16 protein-coding genes and 1 tRNA gene are annotated in these 21,848 nt (G+C 45.1%); 9 read left to right on the forward strand and 8 right to left on the reverse strand.

The annotated features are described in order from the left end of the window. The first annotated feature begins 251 nt into the window (after positions 1 to 251). Together AAHF22_RS03305 and AAHF22_RS03310 are read left to right on the forward strand one after the other, a co-directional pair. Complete coding sequence (locus tag AAHF22_RS03305; protein ID WP_347323553.1) at positions 252 to 1,577, forward strand: hypothetical protein; 1,326 nt, start codon at positions 252 to 254, stop codon at positions 1,575 to 1,577. Positions 1,578 to 1,877: 300 nt separating this feature from the next. Further along, positions 1,878 to 2,144: a hypothetical protein gene (locus tag AAHF22_RS03310; protein WP_347323554.1), complete on the forward strand. Its 267-nt coding sequence runs from the start codon at positions 1,878 to 1,880 to the stop codon at positions 2,142 to 2,144. Between the two features lie 384 nt (positions 2,145 to 2,528). Here AAHF22_RS03310 and AAHF22_RS03315 read toward each other — a convergent pair whose 3' ends face one another. Together AAHF22_RS03315 and AAHF22_RS03320 are read right to left on the reverse strand one after the other, a co-directional pair. Continuing rightward, positions 2,529 to 3,446 (reverse strand): WYL domain-containing protein, encoded by a 918-nt coding sequence (locus AAHF22_RS03315; RefSeq protein ID WP_347323555.1) that lies wholly within the window; start codon positions 3,444 to 3,446, stop codon positions 2,529 to 2,531. Beyond that, positions 3,433 to 4,731 carry a helix-turn-helix transcriptional regulator gene (locus tag AAHF22_RS03320; RefSeq protein ID WP_347323556.1) on the reverse strand — a complete coding sequence of 433 codons (1,299 nt, stop codon included), beginning with the start codon at positions 4,729 to 4,731 and terminating at the stop codon, positions 3,433 to 3,435. Before AAHF22_RS03320 ends, AAHF22_RS03315 begins: the two co-directional genes overlap by 14 nt. A gap of 346 nt (positions 4,732 to 5,077) precedes the next feature. Here AAHF22_RS03320 and AAHF22_RS03325 point away from each other — a divergent pair. After that, positions 5,078 to 5,142, forward strand: a tRNA-OTHER gene (locus tag AAHF22_RS03325). An 888-nt stretch (positions 5,143 to 6,030) separates the two neighbouring features. Continuing rightward, entirely contained in the window at positions 6,031 to 7,578 is a 1,548-nt protein-coding gene (locus AAHF22_RS03330) for a TROVE domain-containing protein (protein ID WP_347323557.1), read from the forward strand. 407 nt (positions 7,579 to 7,985) lie between these two features. Here AAHF22_RS03330 and AAHF22_RS03335 read toward each other — a convergent pair whose 3' ends face one another. From AAHF22_RS03335 to AAHF22_RS03360, 6 genes are all read right to left on the reverse strand, one after another. After that, a complete protein-coding gene (locus tag AAHF22_RS03335) occupies positions 7,986 to 9,719 on the reverse strand; it encodes a cellulase family glycosylhydrolase (protein WP_347323558.1) in 1,734 nt (577 codons plus the stop codon). Between the two features lie 576 nt (positions 9,720 to 10,295). Further along, positions 10,296 to 10,793, reverse strand: a complete 498-nt coding sequence (locus tag AAHF22_RS03340) for a GNAT family N-acetyltransferase (RefSeq protein ID WP_347323559.1) — start codon at positions 10,791 to 10,793, stop codon at positions 10,296 to 10,298. 283 nt (positions 10,794 to 11,076) lie between these two features. After that, on the reverse strand, positions 11,077 to 12,063 hold the full coding sequence (locus AAHF22_RS03345) for a glycoside hydrolase family 5 protein (protein ID WP_347323560.1): 987 nt from the start codon (positions 12,061 to 12,063) through the stop codon (positions 11,077 to 11,079). 492 nt (positions 12,064 to 12,555) lie between these two features. Next, positions 12,556 to 13,563 (reverse strand): substrate-binding domain-containing protein, encoded by a 1,008-nt coding sequence (locus AAHF22_RS03350; protein ID WP_347323561.1) that lies wholly within the window; start codon positions 13,561 to 13,563, stop codon positions 12,556 to 12,558. Between the two features lie 166 nt (positions 13,564 to 13,729). Then, a complete protein-coding gene (locus tag AAHF22_RS03355) occupies positions 13,730 to 14,923 on the reverse strand; it encodes a glycoside hydrolase family 130 protein (RefSeq protein ID WP_347323562.1) in 1,194 nt (397 codons plus the stop codon). Then, on the reverse strand, positions 14,920 to 16,035 hold the full coding sequence (locus AAHF22_RS03360; RefSeq protein ID WP_347324088.1) for an AGE family epimerase/isomerase: 1,116 nt from the start codon (positions 16,033 to 16,035) through the stop codon (positions 14,920 to 14,922). The genes AAHF22_RS03355 and AAHF22_RS03360 overlap by 4 nt, the downstream gene beginning before the upstream one ends. Before the next feature lie 291 nt (positions 16,036 to 16,326). Between AAHF22_RS03360 and AAHF22_RS03365 the strand changes: the two genes are divergently transcribed. The 5 genes from AAHF22_RS03365 to AAHF22_RS03385 all read left to right on the forward strand — a co-directional run bounded on the left by AAHF22_RS03365 (position 16,327) and on the right by AAHF22_RS03385 (position 21,760). After that, the gene (locus AAHF22_RS03365) at positions 16,327 to 17,628 is read left to right on the forward strand and encodes an ABC transporter substrate-binding protein (protein WP_347323563.1); all 1,302 of its coding nucleotides are present in this window, start codon (positions 16,327 to 16,329) and stop codon (positions 17,626 to 17,628) included. A gap of 102 nt (positions 17,629 to 17,730) precedes the next feature. After that, positions 17,731 to 18,615, forward strand: coding sequence for a carbohydrate ABC transporter permease (locus AAHF22_RS03370; RefSeq protein ID WP_347323564.1), 885 nt, complete (start codon positions 17,731 to 17,733; stop codon positions 18,613 to 18,615). A 3-nt stretch (positions 18,616 to 18,618) separates the two neighbouring features. Further along, positions 18,619 to 19,452 carry a carbohydrate ABC transporter permease gene (locus AAHF22_RS03375; RefSeq protein WP_347323565.1) on the forward strand — a complete coding sequence of 278 codons (834 nt, stop codon included), beginning with the start codon at positions 18,619 to 18,621 and terminating at the stop codon, positions 19,450 to 19,452. 164 nt (positions 19,453 to 19,616) lie between these two features. Further along, positions 19,617 to 20,651 carry a glycoside hydrolase family 130 protein gene (locus AAHF22_RS03380; RefSeq protein ID WP_347323566.1) on the forward strand — a complete coding sequence of 345 codons (1,035 nt, stop codon included), beginning with the start codon at positions 19,617 to 19,619 and terminating at the stop codon, positions 20,649 to 20,651. 173 nt (positions 20,652 to 20,824) lie between these two features. Further along, complete coding sequence (locus AAHF22_RS03385; RefSeq protein WP_347323567.1) at positions 20,825 to 21,760, forward strand: glycoside hydrolase family 113; 936 nt, start codon at positions 20,825 to 20,827, stop codon at positions 21,758 to 21,760. The last annotated feature ends 88 nt before the right edge of the window (positions 21,761 to 21,848 follow it).

The following is a 21,848-nucleotide window of genomic DNA, read 5'->3' on the forward strand; positions in this document are numbered from 1 at the left end:
CTGGTTCTGGTTCTGGTTCTGGTTCTGGTTCTGGTTCTGGTTCTGGTTCTGGTTCTGGTTCTGGTTCTGGTTCTGGTGGTTCCTTGAATACGTCTCAGGTAGCGCCTGAGACTGAGAGGGCAGCAAGGGACTCCAATGAGATAGCTACTGATACAGAGTCTGCGCAGTTATCTGGAGATAGCAGCTTATTAGATCACACAAACCAAGCAAACCAAGCTCCTACTTCCGACGGCTTTGCATGGATAACGAATATGCCGCTGTCAGAGCTATTACGCAATTTTACAAATGCTCAGCTGGAGGAAGTGGATTTTCGACTCGGTTTGGATGAGCAAATCGTCACTATGCACGACACGTTACTTACCGTGCGTTTATGTCAGGCTGGAATCGATGTTTCATTTCAACGTGATCATGATGATCCGGCGACAGCACTCTGTTCTGTAAAAACGAAAGATGCTCCAATCTACCGCTTAGAGGCGTTGCTTCGCTATCGGCAGCAGCAAGGAATCGACGATCAATTGTCGCTGGAGCAGCAGCTATATACATTTGCTGCTCATCCACATGTATTTCAGGAAGCGAAGCAGCTTTTTTGTGAACTGTTGTTGACCGGGCTGGCAAGGCTACCGCAAACGGTAACTGCTCGACTGGAAACGCTAGCGATTACCGCACGAAGTCAAGGCATGCCCAATCTGGAGCTGCTTTTGCGAGGGATTCAAGGAGAGCTGGAATTGTTTTTTGCGCGTCATGTTCGTTTTCAAATGGCTGTCCTGCGCACACGCTTGATGGAGGCGTATTTATCGCTGGAGTCATGGCAGCAAGAAATTAGTGCTGCCCAGCGTGCCCGTCTGGCAGGAAGTTTTCGCACCAAATATTATACGGTGTCCCAGCTCCAGTTATACGGTATGGGTGCCGAGCCGTGGGAGACGCGATCCGGTTATCGTGGCATTACCTGTTATTTATACTGTCCGGCGGATCAACGTATGTATACCTATACCGATACACGTCCGGTTTATTATGAATCGACGAATTTCAATTACAGTACACAGTATCAACAATCTATACCGTGGCGTCATGCGATATCGTTGCAGCGATTTGCAAAAGGGCACTGGTCATTCCGCGCGGTCAAAATCAATCGGGATCGCCGGTTATCCACCGGAGAGGTCGCAGGTTTGGAAGAACATTCACGTCAATGGGTAGAGGAATTGGATTTTGAACCGTATGCGCTAGGGAAGGATGGAATAATACATTTCACTACAGCGCTGACGATGCAGCCGTCTTTATTTGGTGAAAATAACAGACGGTTGCATATCCTATTCATCGCTCGGGTGGAGTCGATTGATTTTGATCGTTTATCCCAGACGACTCGGATGATCGTGGAAACCGAAGCAGCAGAAAAGATCGAGCTGACTTTGCTGGATCATCCTGAATGGCGTCAACAGTTGAAACGGATTGAGCGTAGTGAAGCGATTCGCAAGCTAGTTCATTTTCGAGCGCTGGTCCAAACGGACGGACGTCAATGGTATCCGATTAGCTTTTTGCAAGAAGATCGGATATTGAATCTGATGCTGGATCAGTTGTAGTTGTATGGCTCCATTATGTGCTGTACTACTTTATATGTGCTGTCATTGCATATAATCGAGCAATATACCACGTATCGTTAGCGATACACAACGTGTCGTTAGCAGTGCATAGCGTACACATGAGCCACATCGTACACAGGAGACATTCGGATTGCACTCTGATTTAAGAAAGGCAATGTATCGGTATCCTCACATGCCCTGGCACAGTGACGATACCGAATAAATATAAATAGGGAATATGAAAATAAAGATGGGATAGTAACTTGAACACTATTGGCATGCTGGAGGGAGTAGCTTTACATGAATCCGACTGAACAATTAATATCAGAGCTTACCGCATGGCTGGATAGTGCATTGCTGCGCGGACTTCATCAGCTACGACTGGACGATCTGCCAGAATTGGAGCGTTTGATTCAAACTGCTGAGCGATTAGGCATGGATACACTGGTCAAGCTGTTAAAGGAACAAACGGATTATATTCGTCAGTATACACTGGAGCAGTTGGAGCCGAATGACTGGATCGGCAGCTTTTTCCGACTGGCTGCTTATGCGAAGATGGCAGCTTAAATTGCCGTATAATTACTATATAATAGTTACGTTAAAAAGTCATACGCAAAAAATTACACAAAAAAGTTACACAAAAAAGTTACACAAAAAAGTTACACAAAAAAGTTACACAAAAAAGTCACGTGGAGCACGTTATACTAAAAAGCAGGAGCTACAGGCAATATGCCATAGCTTCTGCTTTTTGGTGTGTATCGTAGATTAGACTCCATTATATATAGTGTTCTATGCTTCGGGTAGCTTGACCAGGTTAAATCGTATGATGGATCGCGCGCTGGCATTTTATAGCGCTGGATTTGAATCGGATATCAAGTTGAAATTCATCTCGGTCAACGTACTGGTATGTTGACCGTAGTAAATTTTAATCATGATTATATGTCGGACTGGCTATGATTCAGTATGTGATAAGCCATCCTTCGTCGACAGATGATCTGGCTCTTTCCATGCCTGCCCATCAGATTCCAGCTCGGCGGTTTGATGGGATGTAGATGTAGATGCAAGAGTAGAAGACCTTTCATAACGCGCTAAGGCACGAAGCGCGGTATCTTTCATACGTCGTTTAAAATCGTCCCCTTCTACAATCTGTACGCGTTTACCTAGAAAACGCAGGCGATTTAGCACATATTCACGTTCACTATTCGTGAATCGTACCTCAATAAAATACGTATGCTGTTGTTCGTCAAAGCGGACACGTTTATCAAAGCAGGAAAAAGCATGCAAAATACGAGTAAGCTCTTTGTTATAAATCGGCAGTACCTGTACCGAAATTTCCTGCTGCTCTGCCTGCATATAGGATTCCATGCGCCGGCGAACAAATTCGTGTTGCTGTTGTCTAAACGATTGCTTCGTTACCGTCTGAATATGCTTTAACCGCGTCGTCATCGGTGCGGAACGCTGTAGATTGAACCAGTACAAATACCATTCCTGACGCGCAGCTGAATATTCCAACTTCCACGGTACACCATGTTCTGGAGCGATCTCTTGTCCATACTTGTTCTGACGCTGGAGCAATACGGCTTGCTGTTGACGCATAATCCGGCGCAGCGGCGTTAACACCGATGGGAAATCGGTATGTTGACTGGAAGCAGCTTTCTCCACGATCACGTCCTGTACACCTGGCATCGTATCCGATTCCAATCGTTGCTGTAAACGGACAAGCGTCGTTTCCTGGAAGGCCTGTTCAGCAGCAGTGCTCGATAGCATTAGTTTCAGCCATGCACGCTCCTGCGAAGTGAGTGTGAAGATTTGCTGTTCCTCCAGCCGGGAAGCGAGCTGATAGCTAAATATTTTCTCAAACGGATTCATAATATCCAGCCAACTCCTTCCATTCTTCAATCAATGAGTTGCGTAAGCCGATCGGTTCCAGCACTTCGCAGGAGGAGCCAAAGCTGCGCAGCCACGGTCGAATCTCAACCCAGCCATTGACTTCAATTTCAAACATAAAGCTAGTCGCATCCTCTTCGGTAATCGTACCCCATTGACCCTGCATACAGACACGTTCACGGATAAAATCATGCTGCGTAACCGGTGGTTTGAAAAAGCGTGCTTTGACTTTCACCGTATCGCCGGTATCGACCAGCCAGCTATGACGAATTTTACCGTCCACACGAGCACGTCGATTCGTAAATGTATTCGGTTCGACTGTATCCTCTCCAGTAATATCGACGATTCCGTCCATCCGAAACTTGACGATTCGCCCGCCTTCCAGTGTACCGAGCAAATACCAGCGTCCATATTGATGGTCATAAATGATACGTGCTGGCAATATACGCTGACGCAGTGGCTCCAAGCCGCTACTAAATAGCGGATTCGTGTTGCGTGCAGCATAGGTACGTTTACGACTGGGCGAATAATATTGAAACGATACATATCGTTGTTGCTCGATCATACTTAACAATGCGGACAGATGAGCTTCATCGAGAATACGTGCTTCATAATGATAGCGATAGCAGAACGGTTCCAGCAGTGTATCATTCCATTGCGACTCTGGCACAGCTGCACGAAGCGCAATTTTCAGATTGTCACGTAACAGATAACCCTGTACCGATGGAATGCGTGTATGTGCCATCACATCGACGAATTCATACAGATCGAGCAGTTCGTCAGCAGACAGTTCCTGGATCAGATCATGATTAAGTCGGTAACGATAAGGTCGTCCGCCAGCTTCACGCCGCACGACGCCCATCTCCTCTAAATAACGCAGATCAGAACGAATCGTCTTTTCATCCGGTGGGGCGGTTGCATAATCAGCAAGCTGTTCATCGCATAGCTCTAACAATTCAGACGCAGTATGTGCTTGTTGCTGTAGAGCCGTAAGCAAAATCGGCAGGCGCCGGCTTTCCGATTCTTTCATCGATTTGGCACGGAACAGAAACATCAATGCCGGCTCAGCCGAATCTGTATAGCGGTAACGGAACAGTTCAGTCAGATCATTTTCGCCATTAAGTTCTTTGAGTCGTCGGATCGTTTTATCAAATGTATGTACAGAAATACCGAGTCGCCCTGCAAATTGCTGCCGATCAAACGCATCTCCGGTTAACGCCAGCAGACGCAAAAACTGAATTTCTTTATCAAAGCTTTCTTTTGCCATCGTTGTCATCCTCCAATCTTACCTGTATGGCTTGCATATATATGCTATATAGCTGAGCGATAATACGATCAATTGCCGCTATTCATACTGCTATTATTGTAGCACCAATTGCTAATGTAGCCAGTCCAGCTTATAAACACATTCCATCATAACTATACATTCCTTATATCATATCTCATATATGCTTTATAGTTTTGCGATCGGAGCCTGCCAACCTAACTGTAGCTTTTTTGGACATAAACAGCAATTCGCCATACTTTCGCCCTGTTGCTGTATTCTAATCCATGAGAAGATAGGTTCAACAAAGGAACGGTGCACAACATCATGCACCGACCATCATATCCGAGGCGCTTGAAAGGGTTACTTCGACTGTTAATCGACAGGTCGCCGGTTCGAATCCGGCTTCTGCCGTTCATGGCAGAATAGCTCAGTGGTAGAGCGGTACCGTACCTTTTCACCATTTTCCTCGGATATGTCCTTTTATTAAAAGTATTGAACATAATTACTATAAATTTCATCATGATGCTTGTAAGGATGAAGCGCTTGATCATTATAGTTTCTATCCAAAGTCTTTTAAAAAACAATGTATCCATATCCGAGGCGCCTGGAAGGGTTACTTCGAATCTAATCGACAGGTCGCCGGTTCGAATCCGGTTTCCGCCGTTCATGGCGGAATAGCTCAGTGGCAGAGCGGTAATGTACCTTTCCACCCTTTTTCCTCGGATATGATTTTAAGTTTGTATAGGATGTAGGAGATGTAAGATAAGCGTATTTCTGTGTAGTGGATGAGTGGAGAGCAAAGAACGTAGGAAAGGCAATAAAAGTGAGCAAGGAAATAAAGGATTAGGACGATTTTGGAACCGGGAAAGCTACATTTTCTATTGTATCGATTCCCGTATTTCACCTAAGCATGTTCTTTATTTCTTACCGAAAGTGATGCATCATTTCACCTGAGTTTTTATAGAACGCCTAGCAATCAACGATACACATAAGTTATAGCACCCACATAAGTAACATTACCAAATATCATAATTAGCAATTTATAGCTTTATATAAAATATATAGTCTTATAAAAAATCACCTAACAACGTACAGAAAACAAAATAAAGGTGATCTGAGATTTGCTTAATTCCAGTTCCCACCATCCACTATACAGAAATGCATCTTATCACTATAAGTCATCTACACTCAATGATGAGTTCACTTTAGCTGTATCACATAAGCAACATGACCAGTTACTTACTCATAGCTATCTAATCTATAAAACAAACCAACAACCCGTAAAAAGGAGGAACGATCATGAGCCAGGCTAAAAAATTATTCGACCGTCCGACAGCATCCATTTCCAACCGTGAAGGGTACAGAGCGTACAATCGCAGCGTAGAAGAGGAATATGTACAATTGCTAATGACCAATACATTTGCTAACACCTTTTATGCGGATAGCCAGCAGTTGATCGCTGAAGCACGTAGTATGCATGAGACGATGCTGGAGCTGGATGCTGAATTTATGGCGCGTGCATTAGTATTTGCACGTAATGAAGGCTTTATGCGGATGCAGCCATTATTCGGACTGGCACTACTGTCTAAAGCGCGTCCGGATTTGTTTGCCGCTGTATTTTCCCGCGTTGTACGTATTCCGTCTGATCTGGCTGATTTTCTGACCATTTTGCGCGGGATGGGACGTGGACAGGGAGGACGTGCCGTGAAGCGTCAGGTCACTCGTTTTCTTGGCGGAGTGAGCGAATACTGGGCGCTTAAATATAATGGTCGCGGTCGTGGATTTAGTCTCGGCGATGCGATTGCAACTGCACACCCAACGCCACAGAACGAGCAACAGCGTGAGTTATACCGATATTTATGCGGACAGGACGCAGATTTAACGCAGCTTCCACAGCTACAGGCACTGGAGCAACTGAAAATAGCCCAAACTGACGAGGAGCGTCTTCAACATATCCGTGCCGGTAAGCTTCCTTATGAAACGGTAACGAGTACACTGCAACCAAGTCGTCGCGTATGGATTGAACTCATGCAGCAAATGCCTGCGTTTGCATTACTGCGTCATCTGAATACACTGCATCGTCAAGGCGTATTTACAGGAGCAGGTACGCATAAAGTGCGTAAGCTAAAAACACAGCATATCAACTATATCCGGAGCCGTTTGCATGATACCGAGGCACTGCGGAAGGCGAAAATTTTACCGTTCCGCTTTGCACGCGCTTATCGTGAGATAGAGCTGCCGGAGTTGCGCGATATTCTTGCCGAAGCGGTGGAATTAAGTTTTAACAATTTGCCAAGTATGCCTGGACGAACTGCTATTTTCCTCGATATTTCAGGTTCGATGAATGGTGAATATTTGCAAACCGGTTCGATCTTTGCGCTCGCCCTGTATAAAAAGACGAGTGGTAACTCGCTATTTTGGACATTTGATACGCTGGTGCAGGATGCGCGTCCTTCGCATGAAGAAAGTATTATGAAGCAAGCGGAGCGAATTCATGCACGCGGTGGTACTGATACAGGAGCGCCGGTACGCGAATTGATTCGTCAAAAATACAAAGTAGATCAGATCATTATGATCACCGATGAGCAGCAAAATACAGGCAGCCCATTCTACAAAGAGCTGCAAACGTATCGTCATAGCGTAAATCGCGATGCGAAAGCATTCATTATTGATATTGCACCTTACCGTAGCACGATGACACCACCGGAAGATCTCCATACCTTTTATGTGTATGGTTGGAGTGATACAGTGCTATCGTTTATCGCGCAGGCTTCGCGAGGTTTTGGCGGTATGGTGAAGACGGTTCAGCAGATAGAACTTGAAGACGATTCTATGTCATCGCGTTAACGCATAAAATAGTAACATATAACGCTATATGAAAATTCAACGCTACAATGAAAATTCACTCCTGAAAATCGTAGTTTTATAGCTACGGTTTTTAAGAGTGCCTAATCGTATTTTAGACTTATAACATACTGTAAGCACGGATAAAGGTGAATTCGTTTATCATTATAGTCTGATAACTATAATCTCGTTACATTCAGCTAATGATTATAATAACTTTACGATCATCATAGTAGTATGATCATGTCAGTCCGATCGCATAAAGCTGATCTATAAAAGTTCATTTGAACGATTATGCTACAAGCGCACAAACAAAGATTTTAAAACTGCTATCCAAAAACTATCCAGGCACACTACGCAAACAGATCGCACCCTTCACGCGGATGCGATCTGTTTTGCATAGGATGAAATTAAGAAGCTGTACCTGTTACATTATTACCGTTTTTCGTAATTTTATACGTCACCGTCTCGCCGCTCCAGAAGTAGAACTTCAAATTGACGACACCATCCTGTGTTTCATTAAACAGCTCAGGCTGTAGCTTGATGGAGTTACCGCTGTAATTTGGGCTAAAGGTCGTTTCAAATTCTTTGTACGATGTCCAGTTTTGCGGGCCGGCATTGCCGCCGTTCGCATACGTTGCTTCCATTGTCGCCAGTTGATCTCCGTTAAACGTAGTTGGGATACTGAATGAGCTTGTTGTTCCCTGTGTGCTCGACAGTTTCGGTGTATTGTACAGAATCACTTTGAATTTCCAGTCTGCCCCTTTATTAAACTTGGCAGTTAACGTAGCGCTTGTACCCAGTTGACCGGATGCGGTGAGCTTGGACAGCTGACTTGCTTTGATCGTTAGCACATTACCATTGATATCGTAGTCTGTTCCTTTTTGCAGCACTGTATTGCCTGCACTAAGGGAAACGAATTGATTGCCGTTCAGATTCAAGTTGACCGACTTATCCTGTACCGCAGCGCCTTTTTTCACGTAGATCAGATCGCTATCGGCTGTAGAGGAGCGTGTCGTCCAGCTCGTTTTGATCATGTTGAACAGCTCTGGATCAGACCATTGGGAATTGGTACGGCTAAAGTGCTGGCCATTATCCCATAACATGGTCGCGATTTTTTTCTGTTTGGTGTAATAGCCGATATATTCGAAAAATTTAAGCTTTTCGCCCTGTTCGATGACACCTGTGCTTTTATCAAATCCGAGTAGACCATACTCGCCGAGAATGACGGGAATGCCGCGCGCCGTAAACGTATTGTACACATTATCAAATGTAGTCGTCACATCCTGCTGGACTTCGCTATTGAATTTAGTATAGCCAGCGATGTTGACGCTAAATGGCCAGAAGCCATAATAATGCACAGTAGCGATCAGGTTGCTGTCATTTAGCTTGGTCATCATATTATATAATGCGGTCATCCGTGTCTGTGTTGGCGATGCTTCCAGTGTAGACAGAACGAGTGGACGAGTTGCATTTTGTCCGCCGGAGCTACGTAAAATTTTGTGGAACGAGACATTCAGTTCATCAAGCAGTTGTTGTTGCTTGCCTTCATCTGTCGTTCCTCCTTCTTTAAAGCGCGGTTCGTTTACACTTTCAAACATGAGCTTCGTCGACGTGTTTTTGAAGCGATTGGCGATCTGTGTCCAGACGGCATTGTAGCGTGCCAGTGTCGCATCATGCTGCGGTTCCATTTTGCTAATCCAGACCCACGAATCATGGTGCACATTAATCATCACGTACAGATTTTCGTTTAATGCCCAGTTTACCACTTCTTCTACACGATTTAAGTAAGTGGCATCAATCGTGTAATTAGGAGCAGCACCGATATGTGAATCCCAGGTTACCGGAATGCGGATACTTTTATAGCCTTGAGCAGCAATTTGTTTGATCAGCGATTGGGTAATGCGCGGATTGCCCCAGGCGGTTTCATCCGCACCGACCGAGTCCAGTGAGTTGCCGAGATTCCAGCCAGGCTGCATCGCATCTACGTAAGACTGCATGTTAGCCGCAGCAGCGACAGCGGTTTGGGGCTGATCGGTTTCTTCCAAACTTGCTGCGGCTGCAAATGAAGCAGGAAGAAGAGAAAGTAACAGTGCGGTAGCCATAGTGAAGGAAAACCAAGCGTTATACCTGCGTTTAGTCATTATATTCTCCTTTGGCATCGTTATTTTTAATATTGAAAGCGCTTTCTGATTTATAAATTATCATACTACTAATTTAAATAACACCTAAAAAATTACAGATAAAATCATATGGAAATTAGTGATTTTCCATATAACGTATAAATATATAATATATAGGAAATTGGGATAATGAGCTATGTATGGTTGTTGTGCAAAGAGTTTGAAAGTGAATAAGAGAAGGGGCATACCTATTTTATTCATTGTTATATGTAGTAAAGGGTATGGAAAGGAACGAAGTGGAAAGATTATAGGGGGGAAGAAGATAGCAAGACCAGCACCATTTAATACGGTAGTTTATGTTGTTTGTTCTAAGCAGCGGTGACTTATACCGCCATTTACAAACTGATATCACTCCAGATTCCCATAATTCACCTTGCGTGCGAAAAGAAGATATTGTGTCATGTGAAGCCGCATTCCTGCCCACAGCAATACGGCATGTCACACAAGGTCATTTTCTTGTACCGACTGATTTGAACTGGGATATAAGCTTTAACAGATACGAGTCATTCTATTTATAAATCTTGAATGGCGAGCAAATTACAGAAACATCACCATCAGTTCTTCATCATGATACGCATCATCGATTTTGAGCGCACGCCAGTCTTTACCGTAAGCTTCAAAACCGAGTGCCATATACAGACGTTTGGCAGGCTCATTATGCGCCATAACGGACAGATAAATCTGTTCGATCCCACCAAGTCCGCGCGCCAGATCGATCGCCTGCTCCATCAATTGGCGACCCGTGCCGGAACCGCGATGCTCGGGGCGAACATACATCGCTACAATGTTAGCGCGATGCTTGAGCTTTGTGCGTTGTTCAGGAATGAGTGTAACGGTACCGATCAATAGCTGATCCAGCCAGGCACCGAGTGTGAATTTGTCCTCTGTACTTAAACGCTGGCCAAAGCGCTCAATCGGCCAGGCTCGTTCTTCTTCATAGCTGGAAGCAAACGCTTCCGGGTAATGCTCCAGTGCTTCCAGTCGCAATTGCCGATAGGCTTCAGCATGACTGGCGTCCAATGGATGGATATTCATTATGACCCTCCTTTTGTCCGCAACAAAGATGGAATTCGTAAACCAATCTCCTACATTATAGCTTGCCAGATCGGTATTGTCTGCTTTGATTATGAACAATCATAACGAATTTCTAGCACAAAGACAAAGAGCCACCGCGATTCATACACGGTGACTCCTGCTTTGATTCGGGCATGTATTGAAGTTGCTATATCAGCCCATACATAAATTCGAGATGTAGAGCAATTAGCAAGATCGGCGTATTTTAACAATGAAATAGGGAAGCCTACTTTACCGTTTTAGCTTATTGGAAAATGCCTGCTTTTTTCGAGGTGGCTTTAATTCCGTTCGTGTCATTGACGACTGTATTACCAAACGAAGTCAGGCTACCATTTGGCCCTGTAGCCAGATCCAGATAGCTCAGATCGCTATTGTTACCGTACCAGGACCAGGCTAGCCAGCCGACTCCTTTTTGCTGACCATAGCGCATAATCGCCAGCTCATCCACATCGCCATTCGTATGCTGTCCGCCAAATTCACCGATGATCAGCGGTAGACCTTTGTTCAATACACCTTCCATATTCGCTTTCACCATCGCATCGGTTCCACCTGCATACTCATACATATGGATCGAGAAGACGGTATTTTTTAATGAATCGGCAGCAAATACACTTTGACCATAGTCAACGATCGATTGTGGATATTGGCCCCAACCGGCAGCGTCGACAATCAATGTATTTTTGATACCGGCATTACGCAGCTTAGGGATCGCCTGTTTGTAACCGTCTGCCCATGCGCTACCATTCCATGTGCCATACCATTCATTGGCGATATTGACGATAACACGATCTTCTTTGCCAATCAGCGCATCTTTAATGCTAATCCAGTAGTTTACTGCGGCATCGAGTGATGCATAATCGTCTTTGCCTGTTGCATCATGAACCTCCAGTACTGCGATCATTTTGTTCTGGTTAACGAGGGAAATAATATTTTTAACAGAAGTTACATCATCTTTTGTATACTGCATGCCGTTGGACAATACGATCCGTACTGTATTTGCGCCTGTTTTAGCGATAGCAGGGATCGCGGCGTTCAGGTCATTTTTGAACCACGTATGTGAATGATTCACACCGCGCATGACAAATGGTTTGCCTGTCGAATCATATAGTTTGTTACCGCTTACATAAAAACCTGTAGCAGCCGAGACGCCACCTGCCAGTCCAGTCAGTCCATACATTGCTAACATGACAATTAAGGTCGACAGTATTCCCTTGCGTAGTAGCCTTTTCATACATCAGCCTCCAGTTGTTCATTTTATTTATTTTAACCTGCGGCAGCGCTGTATCATGCATCTACTTCACAGGCTGGCCAGCCATGCGCCTTCGCAAGATTAAAATCATAGGGAAGAAGGGTAAGCCATCCAGCGATCATAATTTCATTATTAGTATCTTATTCATAATTTCATCGTTTTAAAATTACATTTTATTAAAAATAAAGCAATATTATACAGTAGAATTGATGGGGAAATATAGCGATTTTATACAATGTATATCGCATCATTCGCTTAACTTATTTAACCGTTGCGCCTGTAGTCTGTGCTATTTACAAACTCTGCTAACTCAATTAACTGAATCAACCCAATCAACTAAATCATTTTAATCAACCCGATCCATTCAATCCTATTAGTCATGCCACTATGTCCATCATGTTAAACTGCCGACCACCGACCACATGTGTAGTCGATGGGGCAGCTAGCTTATACAGATAACATATCGTCCATCGCTTACAACAGCGATTGGACCGAATTACGATAAATAATTTTCCCCTGAACGAGTACGCGTCCGAAACGCGTTTCCGGTGAGCTGATCTTTTGGATCATCGACTGTACAGCGGTGCATGCCATTTGCTGAATGTCGACCTCTACGGTTGTCAGATGAGGTTCGGATAACGTGGCATAGATGTCATTGTCAAAGCCGACGACCGAACAATCCGCGGGCACATGATAGCCTTTAGCTTGTAACTTTTGTAAGAGCAGATGAGCGACCTGATCACAGTTACATACAAAAGCAGATGGCATCTGCTCCGGTAGTTCCAGTTCAAGAAATGTTCCATGCTCATCCCGATCGCTTACGATCCACTGTGGTTTTAGCTCTAACCGATGCTCCAATAGGGATTTATAATAGCCGAGAAATCGATCCTGAATACTACTCGTAGCGTACAGATTACCAACATAAGCGATATCGCGATGTCCCTGACGGATGAGCGAATTAGTTAATTCGTATGCACCGTAAAAGTTATCGGTGATGATCGCATCGATATCGGAATGCTCATCGTAAAAATCGAGAAACATTTTCGGCTGCTCAATTTGCTCGATAATCTCAATATATTCCTTGCTTACCTGACCGAGCATAATGAAGCCGTCGACTTTTTGTTCATGGTAAATACGAGGCAGGTTTAGCTGCTCTTCATCCTGATGGCTTAAAATATGCAGGATGCCATAATAGTTATGCTGCTGCAAAGCAACCGCAATTTCTTGATACAGACGCAGGTAGAACGTTTGCGTTGTATCGGTGAAGCGTTCGGGAATAATGACGCCTATGTTGTAGGTCAGTCCTTCACGCATTGATTTAGCGACCGAATTGATACGATAGCCCATTTCCCAGGCAGCTAGCTTGATCTTTTCTTTTAGCTCGTCGCTAACGCCGTCTTTATCGTTCAGTGCTTTCGATACCGTAACACTGCTAACTCCCATCTTCAGGGCAATATCGCGCATGGTGATATTTTTATTCATCTCTCATCTCCTGGGCTTCTGTAGGTTAACTGCCGTCCGCCGTAGAGCAGCCTATTGCTTCCTCAGAAGCAACAAGCATGCCCAATAACGTGTGCGATAATAACAACAGTATAACGTTTCGCTATCTAGTAATAAAGAGATGTTGGCTGACGGTACGGCAAATGACCTATTCAGCTGGAGTGAGGGTGGAAGCAAGCAGTTGTTCGTTGCGTTCGATCAGCTCGCCGCGCTGTTTGGCACAATCAAGCGAGCGAAGTGGATCAGCAGGCGTGTTGAACGCATAGTCGAGTAGGCGTTCAATCGTTGTTGTAGCCACATGAATACGCGTATCGCTGGAAGCATAATAAATGAACACCTGACCGTGCTCATTCACAACCGCACCGTTGCAAAAAATAACATTGGACACATCACCTACACGCTCCGCATCATAAGGAGCGATAAAATGTCCGCCAGGCTTTGCGATCATCTGTGCCGGATTGTCCAGACTCGTAACAAACACATACAGCACATAACGTAAGCCGGCTGCCGTATTGCGCACACCGTGGGCGATATGAATCCAGCCGCGATCCGTTTTGATAGGAGCTGGACCCTGACCATTTTTCGTTTCATAGACCGTATGATAACGACGTTCGTCAATGACCGTTTCGTGATCGATAACCGGATGATGGATATCATCGCAATAGCCAAACGCGATCCCGCCGCCAGAGCCAGTCGAGATAAAGCCATCCTGTGGACGTGTATAAAATGCATATTTACCATTAACGAATTCCGGATGTAGCACAACATTGCGCTGCTGTGGAGAGGAGGTCGTAATATTAGGCAGACGCTCCCATGTTTTCAGATCGCGTGTACGTACAAGACCTGCCTGCGCCACCGCACTGGACGTATCATGAGCAGGTGCCGCCGGGTCTTTTTGCTCGGAACAGTAAATGCCATAAATCCAGCCATCTTCGTGCTTTACCAGCCGCATATCATACATATTCGTTTCATTCGGATCGATATCATCCCACACCAGTGGCTTGCCGACAAAGCGGAAGCCATCGATTCCGTTATCGCTTTCCGCCAGTGCAAAAAACGATTTGCGATCCAATCCTTCTGTACGGGAAACGAGAATATATTTCCCCTCATGATAAATCGCCCCCGGATTTAATGCTGCATTCACGCCAAGCCGCTCCAAAAACAACGGATTTGTCTCCTTGTTCAGATCAAAGCGCCAGTGTAAGGGCACATGATGGCGTGTGAGCACCGGATACCGATAACGTTCATACACGCCATTGTAAAATGATGAATCTACTCCATTACTGCGCTGGATCAGTTCCTCTTGTCTGGCTGCATACACAGCATATTGTTCATGAATCATTGCTCATTCATCCTCTCTATCAATTCAATGCAAAAGCGGCTGTTATGATACGGACATTTCCACATGCCAGCCATTTCGCGTGTACCTGGTTGTCCATCGTCGCCGACGGACCAAAACCACTCACTGCCTGGACGCGTATCGATCATATAGGAGCGGGTATAGCGCCATAATCCAGCAACCTTTTCCAGAAAAGAGGCATCGCCTGTACGCTGATACGCATTGTAAAATCCGACCATCGCTTCCGCCTGTACCCACCAGATTCGCGTCGTATCGATATGTTCATCTTGCTGCTCGTTCATTAACGAGCCATCCGGTTGAATGGCATCGTTAGCTACACGATAAGCGAGACCTTTAACCATATCGATATAGTCTGGCTTTTCGCAATCAATCGCCTTCATTGCATCATCAATTAGCCAGCTCGCTTCAATATCATGTCCAAACGATGTTAGATTAAGTAGCGAATTCCAGTTTCGATCGAAAAATACATTCAGGCGTTGTTTAACTCCATCATACATATGCTCATGCAAAATGGTCAGCAATCGCTCCAGAGCAGCCTTCACGCGCGTATCCGGCCAAATTCGATAGAGCGTCGTATACGCTTCCAATACATGAATATGGGTATTCATCGTAATGTCTGCCATGATCCCATTTTCGCTCAACATTTCATTCGGTTGCTCCTGCCAGAAGCGGTCGAATTCTTCACGATAAGCGCCTGTATGAGTATCATAACCAATCGTTTCGATCAAATGGAATAACGCAATCGCTTGTTCCAGCGCGGATTCGGTTGCGGTTGCACGATAATATTCACTGAGTGCATAGACCGCAAATGCCTGATTGTACACATGCTTGCGTGTGTCGAGTGGCTTGCCTGTATAATCGACCGACCAGTAAATCCCTTGATGCTCCTGATCTGTAAGCGCTCCGGTCAAAAAAGAATAGGCATGATGCGCATGGTCAGCAAGCTGCGGATCGCCAGTTACCCGATAAGCAGCTGCGAACGACCACAATAATCGTGCGGTAGCGATACCGCCCTTCGCATAGTTATCCATACGTTCCAGCTCAATATTCACTTCTCCATAGTAGCCACCATATTGCTCATCCTTCAGCTGCATCCAGAAAGGAAGAATATGTTCCAGCCATTCTTGCTTAATTTCATTGCGTAGTTGCACGGTTGATATGATTGACACATAAACACCTCTATCATAACTTTATCGATTACTTTATAAATCAATATAATAACATTGGCAGAGCATTGTCAATTGAAAAATATAGAAATAAAAGTATAGCAAGCTTAAACAATAAAACAAAATAGGGATTGACTGGAAAGCGTTATCATTATAGAATCCATTTGTAACCTAATCGATTAGGTTAAATTAAGTAACGGAATGAGAAAGGGGATTATTATGAAGATGCGCAAATGGGTTATCGGTGCAGTAGCATCTGTGCTCGCAGTTTCACTTCTTAGTGGATGCGGCAGCAACAGTTCAGAAGCCGGTAACGATCCAAATCAGATTTCTGGCGAGATTACCGTCATTACTCAACGTACAGACATTGTCGATACGGTATTTCAAGATTACGCTAAGGAATTTGAAAAGTTGTACCCAGATGTAAAGGTGAATTTTGAAGCTTTGTCCGATTATGAAGGTCAGATCAAAGTACGGATGAGTACGAAGGACTACGGGGATGTACTGCTCATTCCAACGAGTATTCCGATTAAAGATATTCCCGATTTCTTCGAACCACTCGGTTCTTACGATGAAATGAAGGATCAATACACAGGCATTGAAGAGCGAATGGTAGACAATCAGGTGTACGGCATCCCGGTTGCGATTACATATTCGGGAATTATTTATAATAAAGCCGTATTCAAGCAAGCCGGCATTACTGCAATCCCACGGACAACAGAACAATTTATTAGCGCGTTACAGCAGGTGAAGCAGAAGACGCAGGCGGTGCCGCTGTATACGAACTATGCTTCCGGCTGGGCGCTCACACAGTGGGAATCTGATCTGACTACAGTAGCGGGTGACCCGGACTATGTGAATATAAAGCAGCCTGCTTCAGACGAGAATTTTGTAGCAGGTCAGCCGCATTATGATCTGTATAAAGTGATGTATGATGCAGCCAAAAACGGACTGATTGAGAAAGATCCGACGACTACCGACTGGGAAACGTCCAAAGCTGATCTAGCTAGCGGCAAAATCGCTACGATGGTACTCGGCTCGTGGGCCATTGATCAGGTGAAAAGTCTGGCTACGAATAAGGATGATATCGGCTTTATGCCATTCCCTACCAACGCTTCCAACGTCATCGTACCGCTCGCAGCTGACTACAATCTGGCTATTAATGTGAACAGTGAAAACAAAGCGGCTGCGCGTGCATGGATTGACTGGTTTACGAACAAATCGAATTATGCCGTCGAGCAAGCAGGCAGCATCAGTCCGGCTAAAGGTGCAGAACTGCCAGCTATTTTAAAAGAGTATGAACAAGATGGCGTGGAGTTCAAAACGATCACCCCAGCCAAAGCCGGTGAAGAAGGACGGGTGGATAAAATCGATAAAGAGGGCGAAATCGGTCTGTGGCAACCTGATTTCAAAAAACGCATCATTGAAGCGGCCATTGGAAATACGAATGAATCCTATGATGACATTATGAAATCGCTGAACGAGGCATGGACGAAAGCCAGAGCAGCGGTTGCACAATAAAAAGGTTGTCGGCAGCGGAGTATGGCGGAAAGGGCAACACGCCCTTTTCCGCTCTTTCCGCCTGCTTATACACGGGTATGTGAGCCAGGCTGGATGGAGGTCATGGAGTTGAAATTTGCTAATCTTAGTTATGCAAACCAGCGTAAAGTCATTATTGTTGGTTTCTCGGCATTGCCGTTATTGTTACTAATCGTATTTTCATACTTGCCTGTGATTAATATGTTCAAATACAGCTTTACCGACTGGAATGGTTACAGCAAGCATATGGATTACATCGGCTTTAAAAACTATATTCGCATTTTTACAGAGCCGGAATATTTCTCGGTCTTTAAAGTGAGCTTGTATTATTTCTTTGCGACATTTATACAAATGGGGCTGGCGCTATATTTTGCGACGATTTTGAGTTTTAGCGTTCGCTTCAAAAATTGGTTTAAAGGCATACTGTTTTTCCCTTATATGCTGAACGGGGTAGCAATTGGCTTTATTTTCTTATTCTTTTTCCGTCCAGACGGTACGCTCGATACGTTGCTATCAGCACTTGGGTTAGGGCAATATGTGCAGCTATGGCTCGGTAATCCGAATATGATTAACTATTCGCTTGCAGGTGCATCGGTATGGCGCTATATGGGCTTTAACTTTATTATTTTCCTCGGTGCGATTTCATCGATTGACCGTGATGTGTACGAAGCGTCAGATATCGATGGAGCGAATCGCTGGCATCAGTTCCGTCATATTATTTTGCCAAGTATTCAGAAAATTGTGCAGCTCAATATCATTCTGGCGATCAGCGGGGCGATCAGTGCCTTTGATATTCCGTACATTATGGTGGATGGCTCGAACGGCAGTGAAACGTTTGTCATTCAGACGATCAATCTGGCGTTCAAATATAGCAAGCTTGGTCTTGCTTCTGCACTGGCTGTCGTGCTGTTATTTATCGTTATTATCGTTACGCTGCTACAGCGCACATTGATCAAGGAGGATCGTTAACTTATGTATACGCTCAAATATTCAACGATGTCGGTTCTCAAATACGCTTCCCTGATCCTCGGTGCGCTGGTTGCGCTGCTGCCGATTATCGTCGTCTTTTTCGCTTCTTTTAAAACCAAACAGGAATACGCGGCGACCAGTCCGCTCATGCCGCCAACGAACTGGCTGAACGTCAGCAATTACACCAAAGCTTTTGTCGATGGCAAAATGCTGCTTGGCTTCGGCAATACTGCCTTTATTTTGATCGTCTCTATTGTCGGTGCGACACTGCTCGGTTCGATGATTGCCTTTGTGCTGAATCGCTTCAAATTTCGCGGCAGCAAGCTGATTATGGCTGCATTCCTGCTGGCGACACTCATTCCAAGTGTAACGACGCAGGTGGCGACATTTCAGATCGTCAATGCGCTCGATCTGGTCAATACACGCTGGGCAGCGATTATTTTGTATCTCGGTACAGATATTATCGCGGTGTACATTTTCCTGCAATTTCTCGATTCGATCTCAACCGCACTTGATGAGTCGGCAATGCTGGATGGTGCGTCGTATTTTACGATCTACTGGAAAATCATTCTGCCGCTGCTTAAGCCGGCAATTGTAACCGTCATTATCGTCAAAGGCGTTAATATTTACAATGATTTCTATACGCCATTTCTGTACATGCCCAAGTCAGGGCTACAGGTGATATCAACCGCTTTATTTAAATTCAAAGGACCGTATGGCTCGCAGTGGGAAGTCATATGCGCTGGGATTATGATTGCAATTATTCCGACGTTAATCATTTTCTTGATTTTGCAAAAGTATATTTATAACGGCTTTACGAACGGTTCGGTCAAGTGATCTGCTGGGTCAGTTTGTATCGTTGGTGCATGTAGACAAGTAAGATCGCCTTTAGTTGCTATTCGTTTACCCTAGCGATACTGGCATGCAAATGGGATGACCGAACAATCATTCAACAGCTACACCACACTTATCTTTGTATAGAGACAGGAGAGAACATAACGATGACGAATCTTACACAGTCTATTCATATTATTGGTGAGGCATTACCTAATCTACCGTGGCAAAACAAGCCGGAGGGCTATGAATTTCCAGTCTGGCGGCATACCGATAATCCGATCATTCACCGTAATCCTGTCAAAGGGGTAGCACGTATTTTTAACAGTGCGGTCGTGCCGTATGAAGGTCGATTTGTCGGTGTATTCCGCGCCGAGACGACGAATGGGCGTCCGCATCTTCATCTGGGCTGGAGCGAGGATGGACTGAACTGGCAGATTGAGGAGCAGCGTATCGATTTCCGTGACGAACAGGGCGAATCATTCCAGCCGAATTACGCCTATGATCCGCGTGTTGTGCGCGTCGAAGATACCTATTATGTGATCTGGTGCACGGACTTTTACGGTGCGGCGATTGGTTTCGCCAGCACCCAGGATTTCCAAACGTTTACCCGTCTTGAAAATCCATTTTTGCCGTTCAACCGTAATGGCGTATTGTTCCCGCGCAAAATGAACGATAAATTTCTGATGCTGTCCCGTCCGAGTGATAGCGGTCATACGCCATTTGGCGATGTGTTTGTGAGCGAAAGCCCGGATCTGGTGCACTGGGGCAAACATCGTCATGTGATGGCAAAAGGCGGTCAGGGCTGGTGGCAAGCTGTGAAAATCGGCGGTGGGCCTGCACCGATCGAAACGAGTGCAGGCTGGCTGATGTTCTATCATGGCGTAACCGGCACCTGTAATGGATTGGTATACAGTATGGGTGCTGTTATTTTGGATCGTGATGAGCCGTCTCGCGTCAAATATCGTGCATCGACTTTTGTGCTCACACCGGAAGAGTGGTATGAGGAAAGAGGCTTTGTATCGAATGTGGTGTTCCCCTGCGCGACTTTGCATGATGCAGACACCGGACGCATCGCTATCTATTATGGCGCTGCCGATACGTATGTTGGCGTAGCGTATACGACGGTGGAAGAGATTGTTCAATATACGATTGATCATCATGAAGATATCGCAGACGATCGTGAAATTGGTCGTATGTAAATGAGAGATTCGTACAATCGGTGTATACGCTGTGCGGGTTGAATACTCATTGAATACAGATCTAATCGGGATCAAAAACTTATCGAAAACAGATCAAAGACAGATCAAAGACAGATCAAAGACAGATCAAATATCGTTTGTCTACAACTGTACAGTAACAGAAAGGACGGATCATGGACTATATTAAAGGTTTTACTTACGGCTGGCTCAGTGGTCGTGGCGATTTTCGCACTGAAGCAGCTAAACAATCGTTACGTCTGCTACAAGAACGAACAGGAAGCGAGTACGTTATTTTCGCATTAGCAGCACTTCAGGACACACCCCATACAACTGAGGTTGATTATACAGGCGAGCATATAGTAGATGATGAAGAGTTGCTTGAGATGCTGCACTATGCCCATTCGCTCGGTTTACGGACGATTTTGAAACCGACCGTAAATTGCCGCAATGGTACATGGCGTGCACATATTAACTTTTTCGATCGAGATGTACCCTGTGAACCACAATGGCATCAGTGGTTTGCCAGTTATACCGACTATCAGCGTCATTATGCCCGTATGGCGCAGCAAGCAGGCTGTAGCATGATCATCATAGGCTGTGAAATGGTACAAACCGAGCGCCGTTCGGCACAATGGCGTCAGCTCATTCATCAGGTTCGTCAGCATTATTCCGGCTCGGTTAGTTATAATACAGATAAATATCAGGAAGCCAATGTAGATTGGTGGGACGCGGTCGATGTGATCTCATCCAGCGGTTATTATCCTCAGCATGATTGGGAAGGACAACTGGATCGGATTGAGCAGATTGTGAAGCCATATAGTAAACCGTTCTTTTTCGCTGAAGCTGGTTGTCCGAGTCGTACCGGTTCCGCAGCGATCCCTAACGATTGGGGATTAGCAGGGGCAGCCAATGCGCAGGAACAGGCAGCATATTATGAAACGATGTTTCAGCATGCAGGCCAACGTGACTGGGTAAAAGGCTTCGGTTTATGGGATTGGAGTGCGCTGCTGTATGATGAGCATGCAGCTAGTATGGATGATGGCTATGGTGTATTTGGCAAGCCAGCGGAGCGCATTATCCGTAACTTTTACAGATCGGTTCAGCGTTAATAGGGACAGCGTAGTTAGGATTTATATTGCTAAATGCACAAGTATGAAGTGTCGAACTACCGAGATTCGTCTTCACAAATATAGGATT

Source organism: Paenibacillus wenxiniae, from assembly GCF_039822605.1.
Classification (GTDB): domain Bacteria; phylum Bacillota; class Bacilli; order Paenibacillales; family Paenibacillaceae; genus Saccharibacillus; species Saccharibacillus wenxiniae.

Bases quoted from the DNA above. Each gene is read 5' to 3' on its own strand.
- AAHF22_RS03335 (WP_347323558.1), bottom strand. From the start codon at position 9,719: ATGACTAAACGCAGGTATAACGCTTGGTTTTCCTTCACTATGGCTACC.
- AAHF22_RS03365 (WP_347323563.1), top strand. From the start codon at position 16,327: ATGAAGATGCGCAAATGGGTTATCGGTGCAGTAGCATCTGTGCTCGCA.
- AAHF22_RS03375 (WP_347323565.1), top strand. From the start codon at position 18,619: ATGTATACGCTCAAATATTCAACGATGTCGGTTCTCAAATACGCTTCC.
- AAHF22_RS03370 (WP_347323564.1), top strand. From the start codon at position 17,731: ATGGAGTTGAAATTTGCTAATCTTAGTTATGCAAACCAGCGTAAAGTC.
- AAHF22_RS03320 (WP_347323556.1), bottom strand. From the start codon at position 4,731: ATGGCAAAAGAAAGCTTTGATAAAGAAATTCAGTTTTTGCGTCTGCTG.
- AAHF22_RS03315 (WP_347323555.1), bottom strand. From the start codon at position 3,446: ATGAATCCGTTTGAGAAAATATTTAGCTATCAGCTCGCTTCCCGGCTG.
- AAHF22_RS03355 (WP_347323562.1), bottom strand. From the start codon at position 14,923: ATGATTCATGAACAATATGCTGTGTATGCAGCCAGACAAGAGGAACTG.
- AAHF22_RS03380 (WP_347323566.1), top strand. From the start codon at position 19,617: ATGACGAATCTTACACAGTCTATTCATATTATTGGTGAGGCATTACCT.
- AAHF22_RS03310 (WP_347323554.1), top strand. From the start codon at position 1,878: ATGAATCCGACTGAACAATTAATATCAGAGCTTACCGCATGGCTGGAT.
- AAHF22_RS03330 (WP_347323557.1), top strand. From the start codon at position 6,031: ATGAGCCAGGCTAAAAAATTATTCGACCGTCCGACAGCATCCATTTCC.
- AAHF22_RS03385 (WP_347323567.1), top strand. From the start codon at position 20,825: ATGGACTATATTAAAGGTTTTACTTACGGCTGGCTCAGTGGTCGTGGC.
- AAHF22_RS03340 (WP_347323559.1), bottom strand. From the start codon at position 10,793: ATGAATATCCATCCATTGGACGCCAGTCATGCTGAAGCCTATCGGCAA.
- AAHF22_RS03305 (WP_347323553.1), top strand. From the start codon at position 252: ATGCCGCTGTCAGAGCTATTACGCAATTTTACAAATGCTCAGCTGGAG.
- AAHF22_RS03350 (WP_347323561.1), bottom strand. From the start codon at position 13,563: ATGAATAAAAATATCACCATGCGCGATATTGCCCTGAAGATGGGAGTT.
- AAHF22_RS03360 (WP_347324088.1), bottom strand. From the start codon at position 16,035: ATGCAGCTGAAGGATGAGCAATATGGTGGCTACTATGGAGAAGTGAAT.
- AAHF22_RS03345 (WP_347323560.1), bottom strand. From the start codon at position 12,063: ATGAAAAGGCTACTACGCAAGGGAATACTGTCGACCTTAATTGTCATG.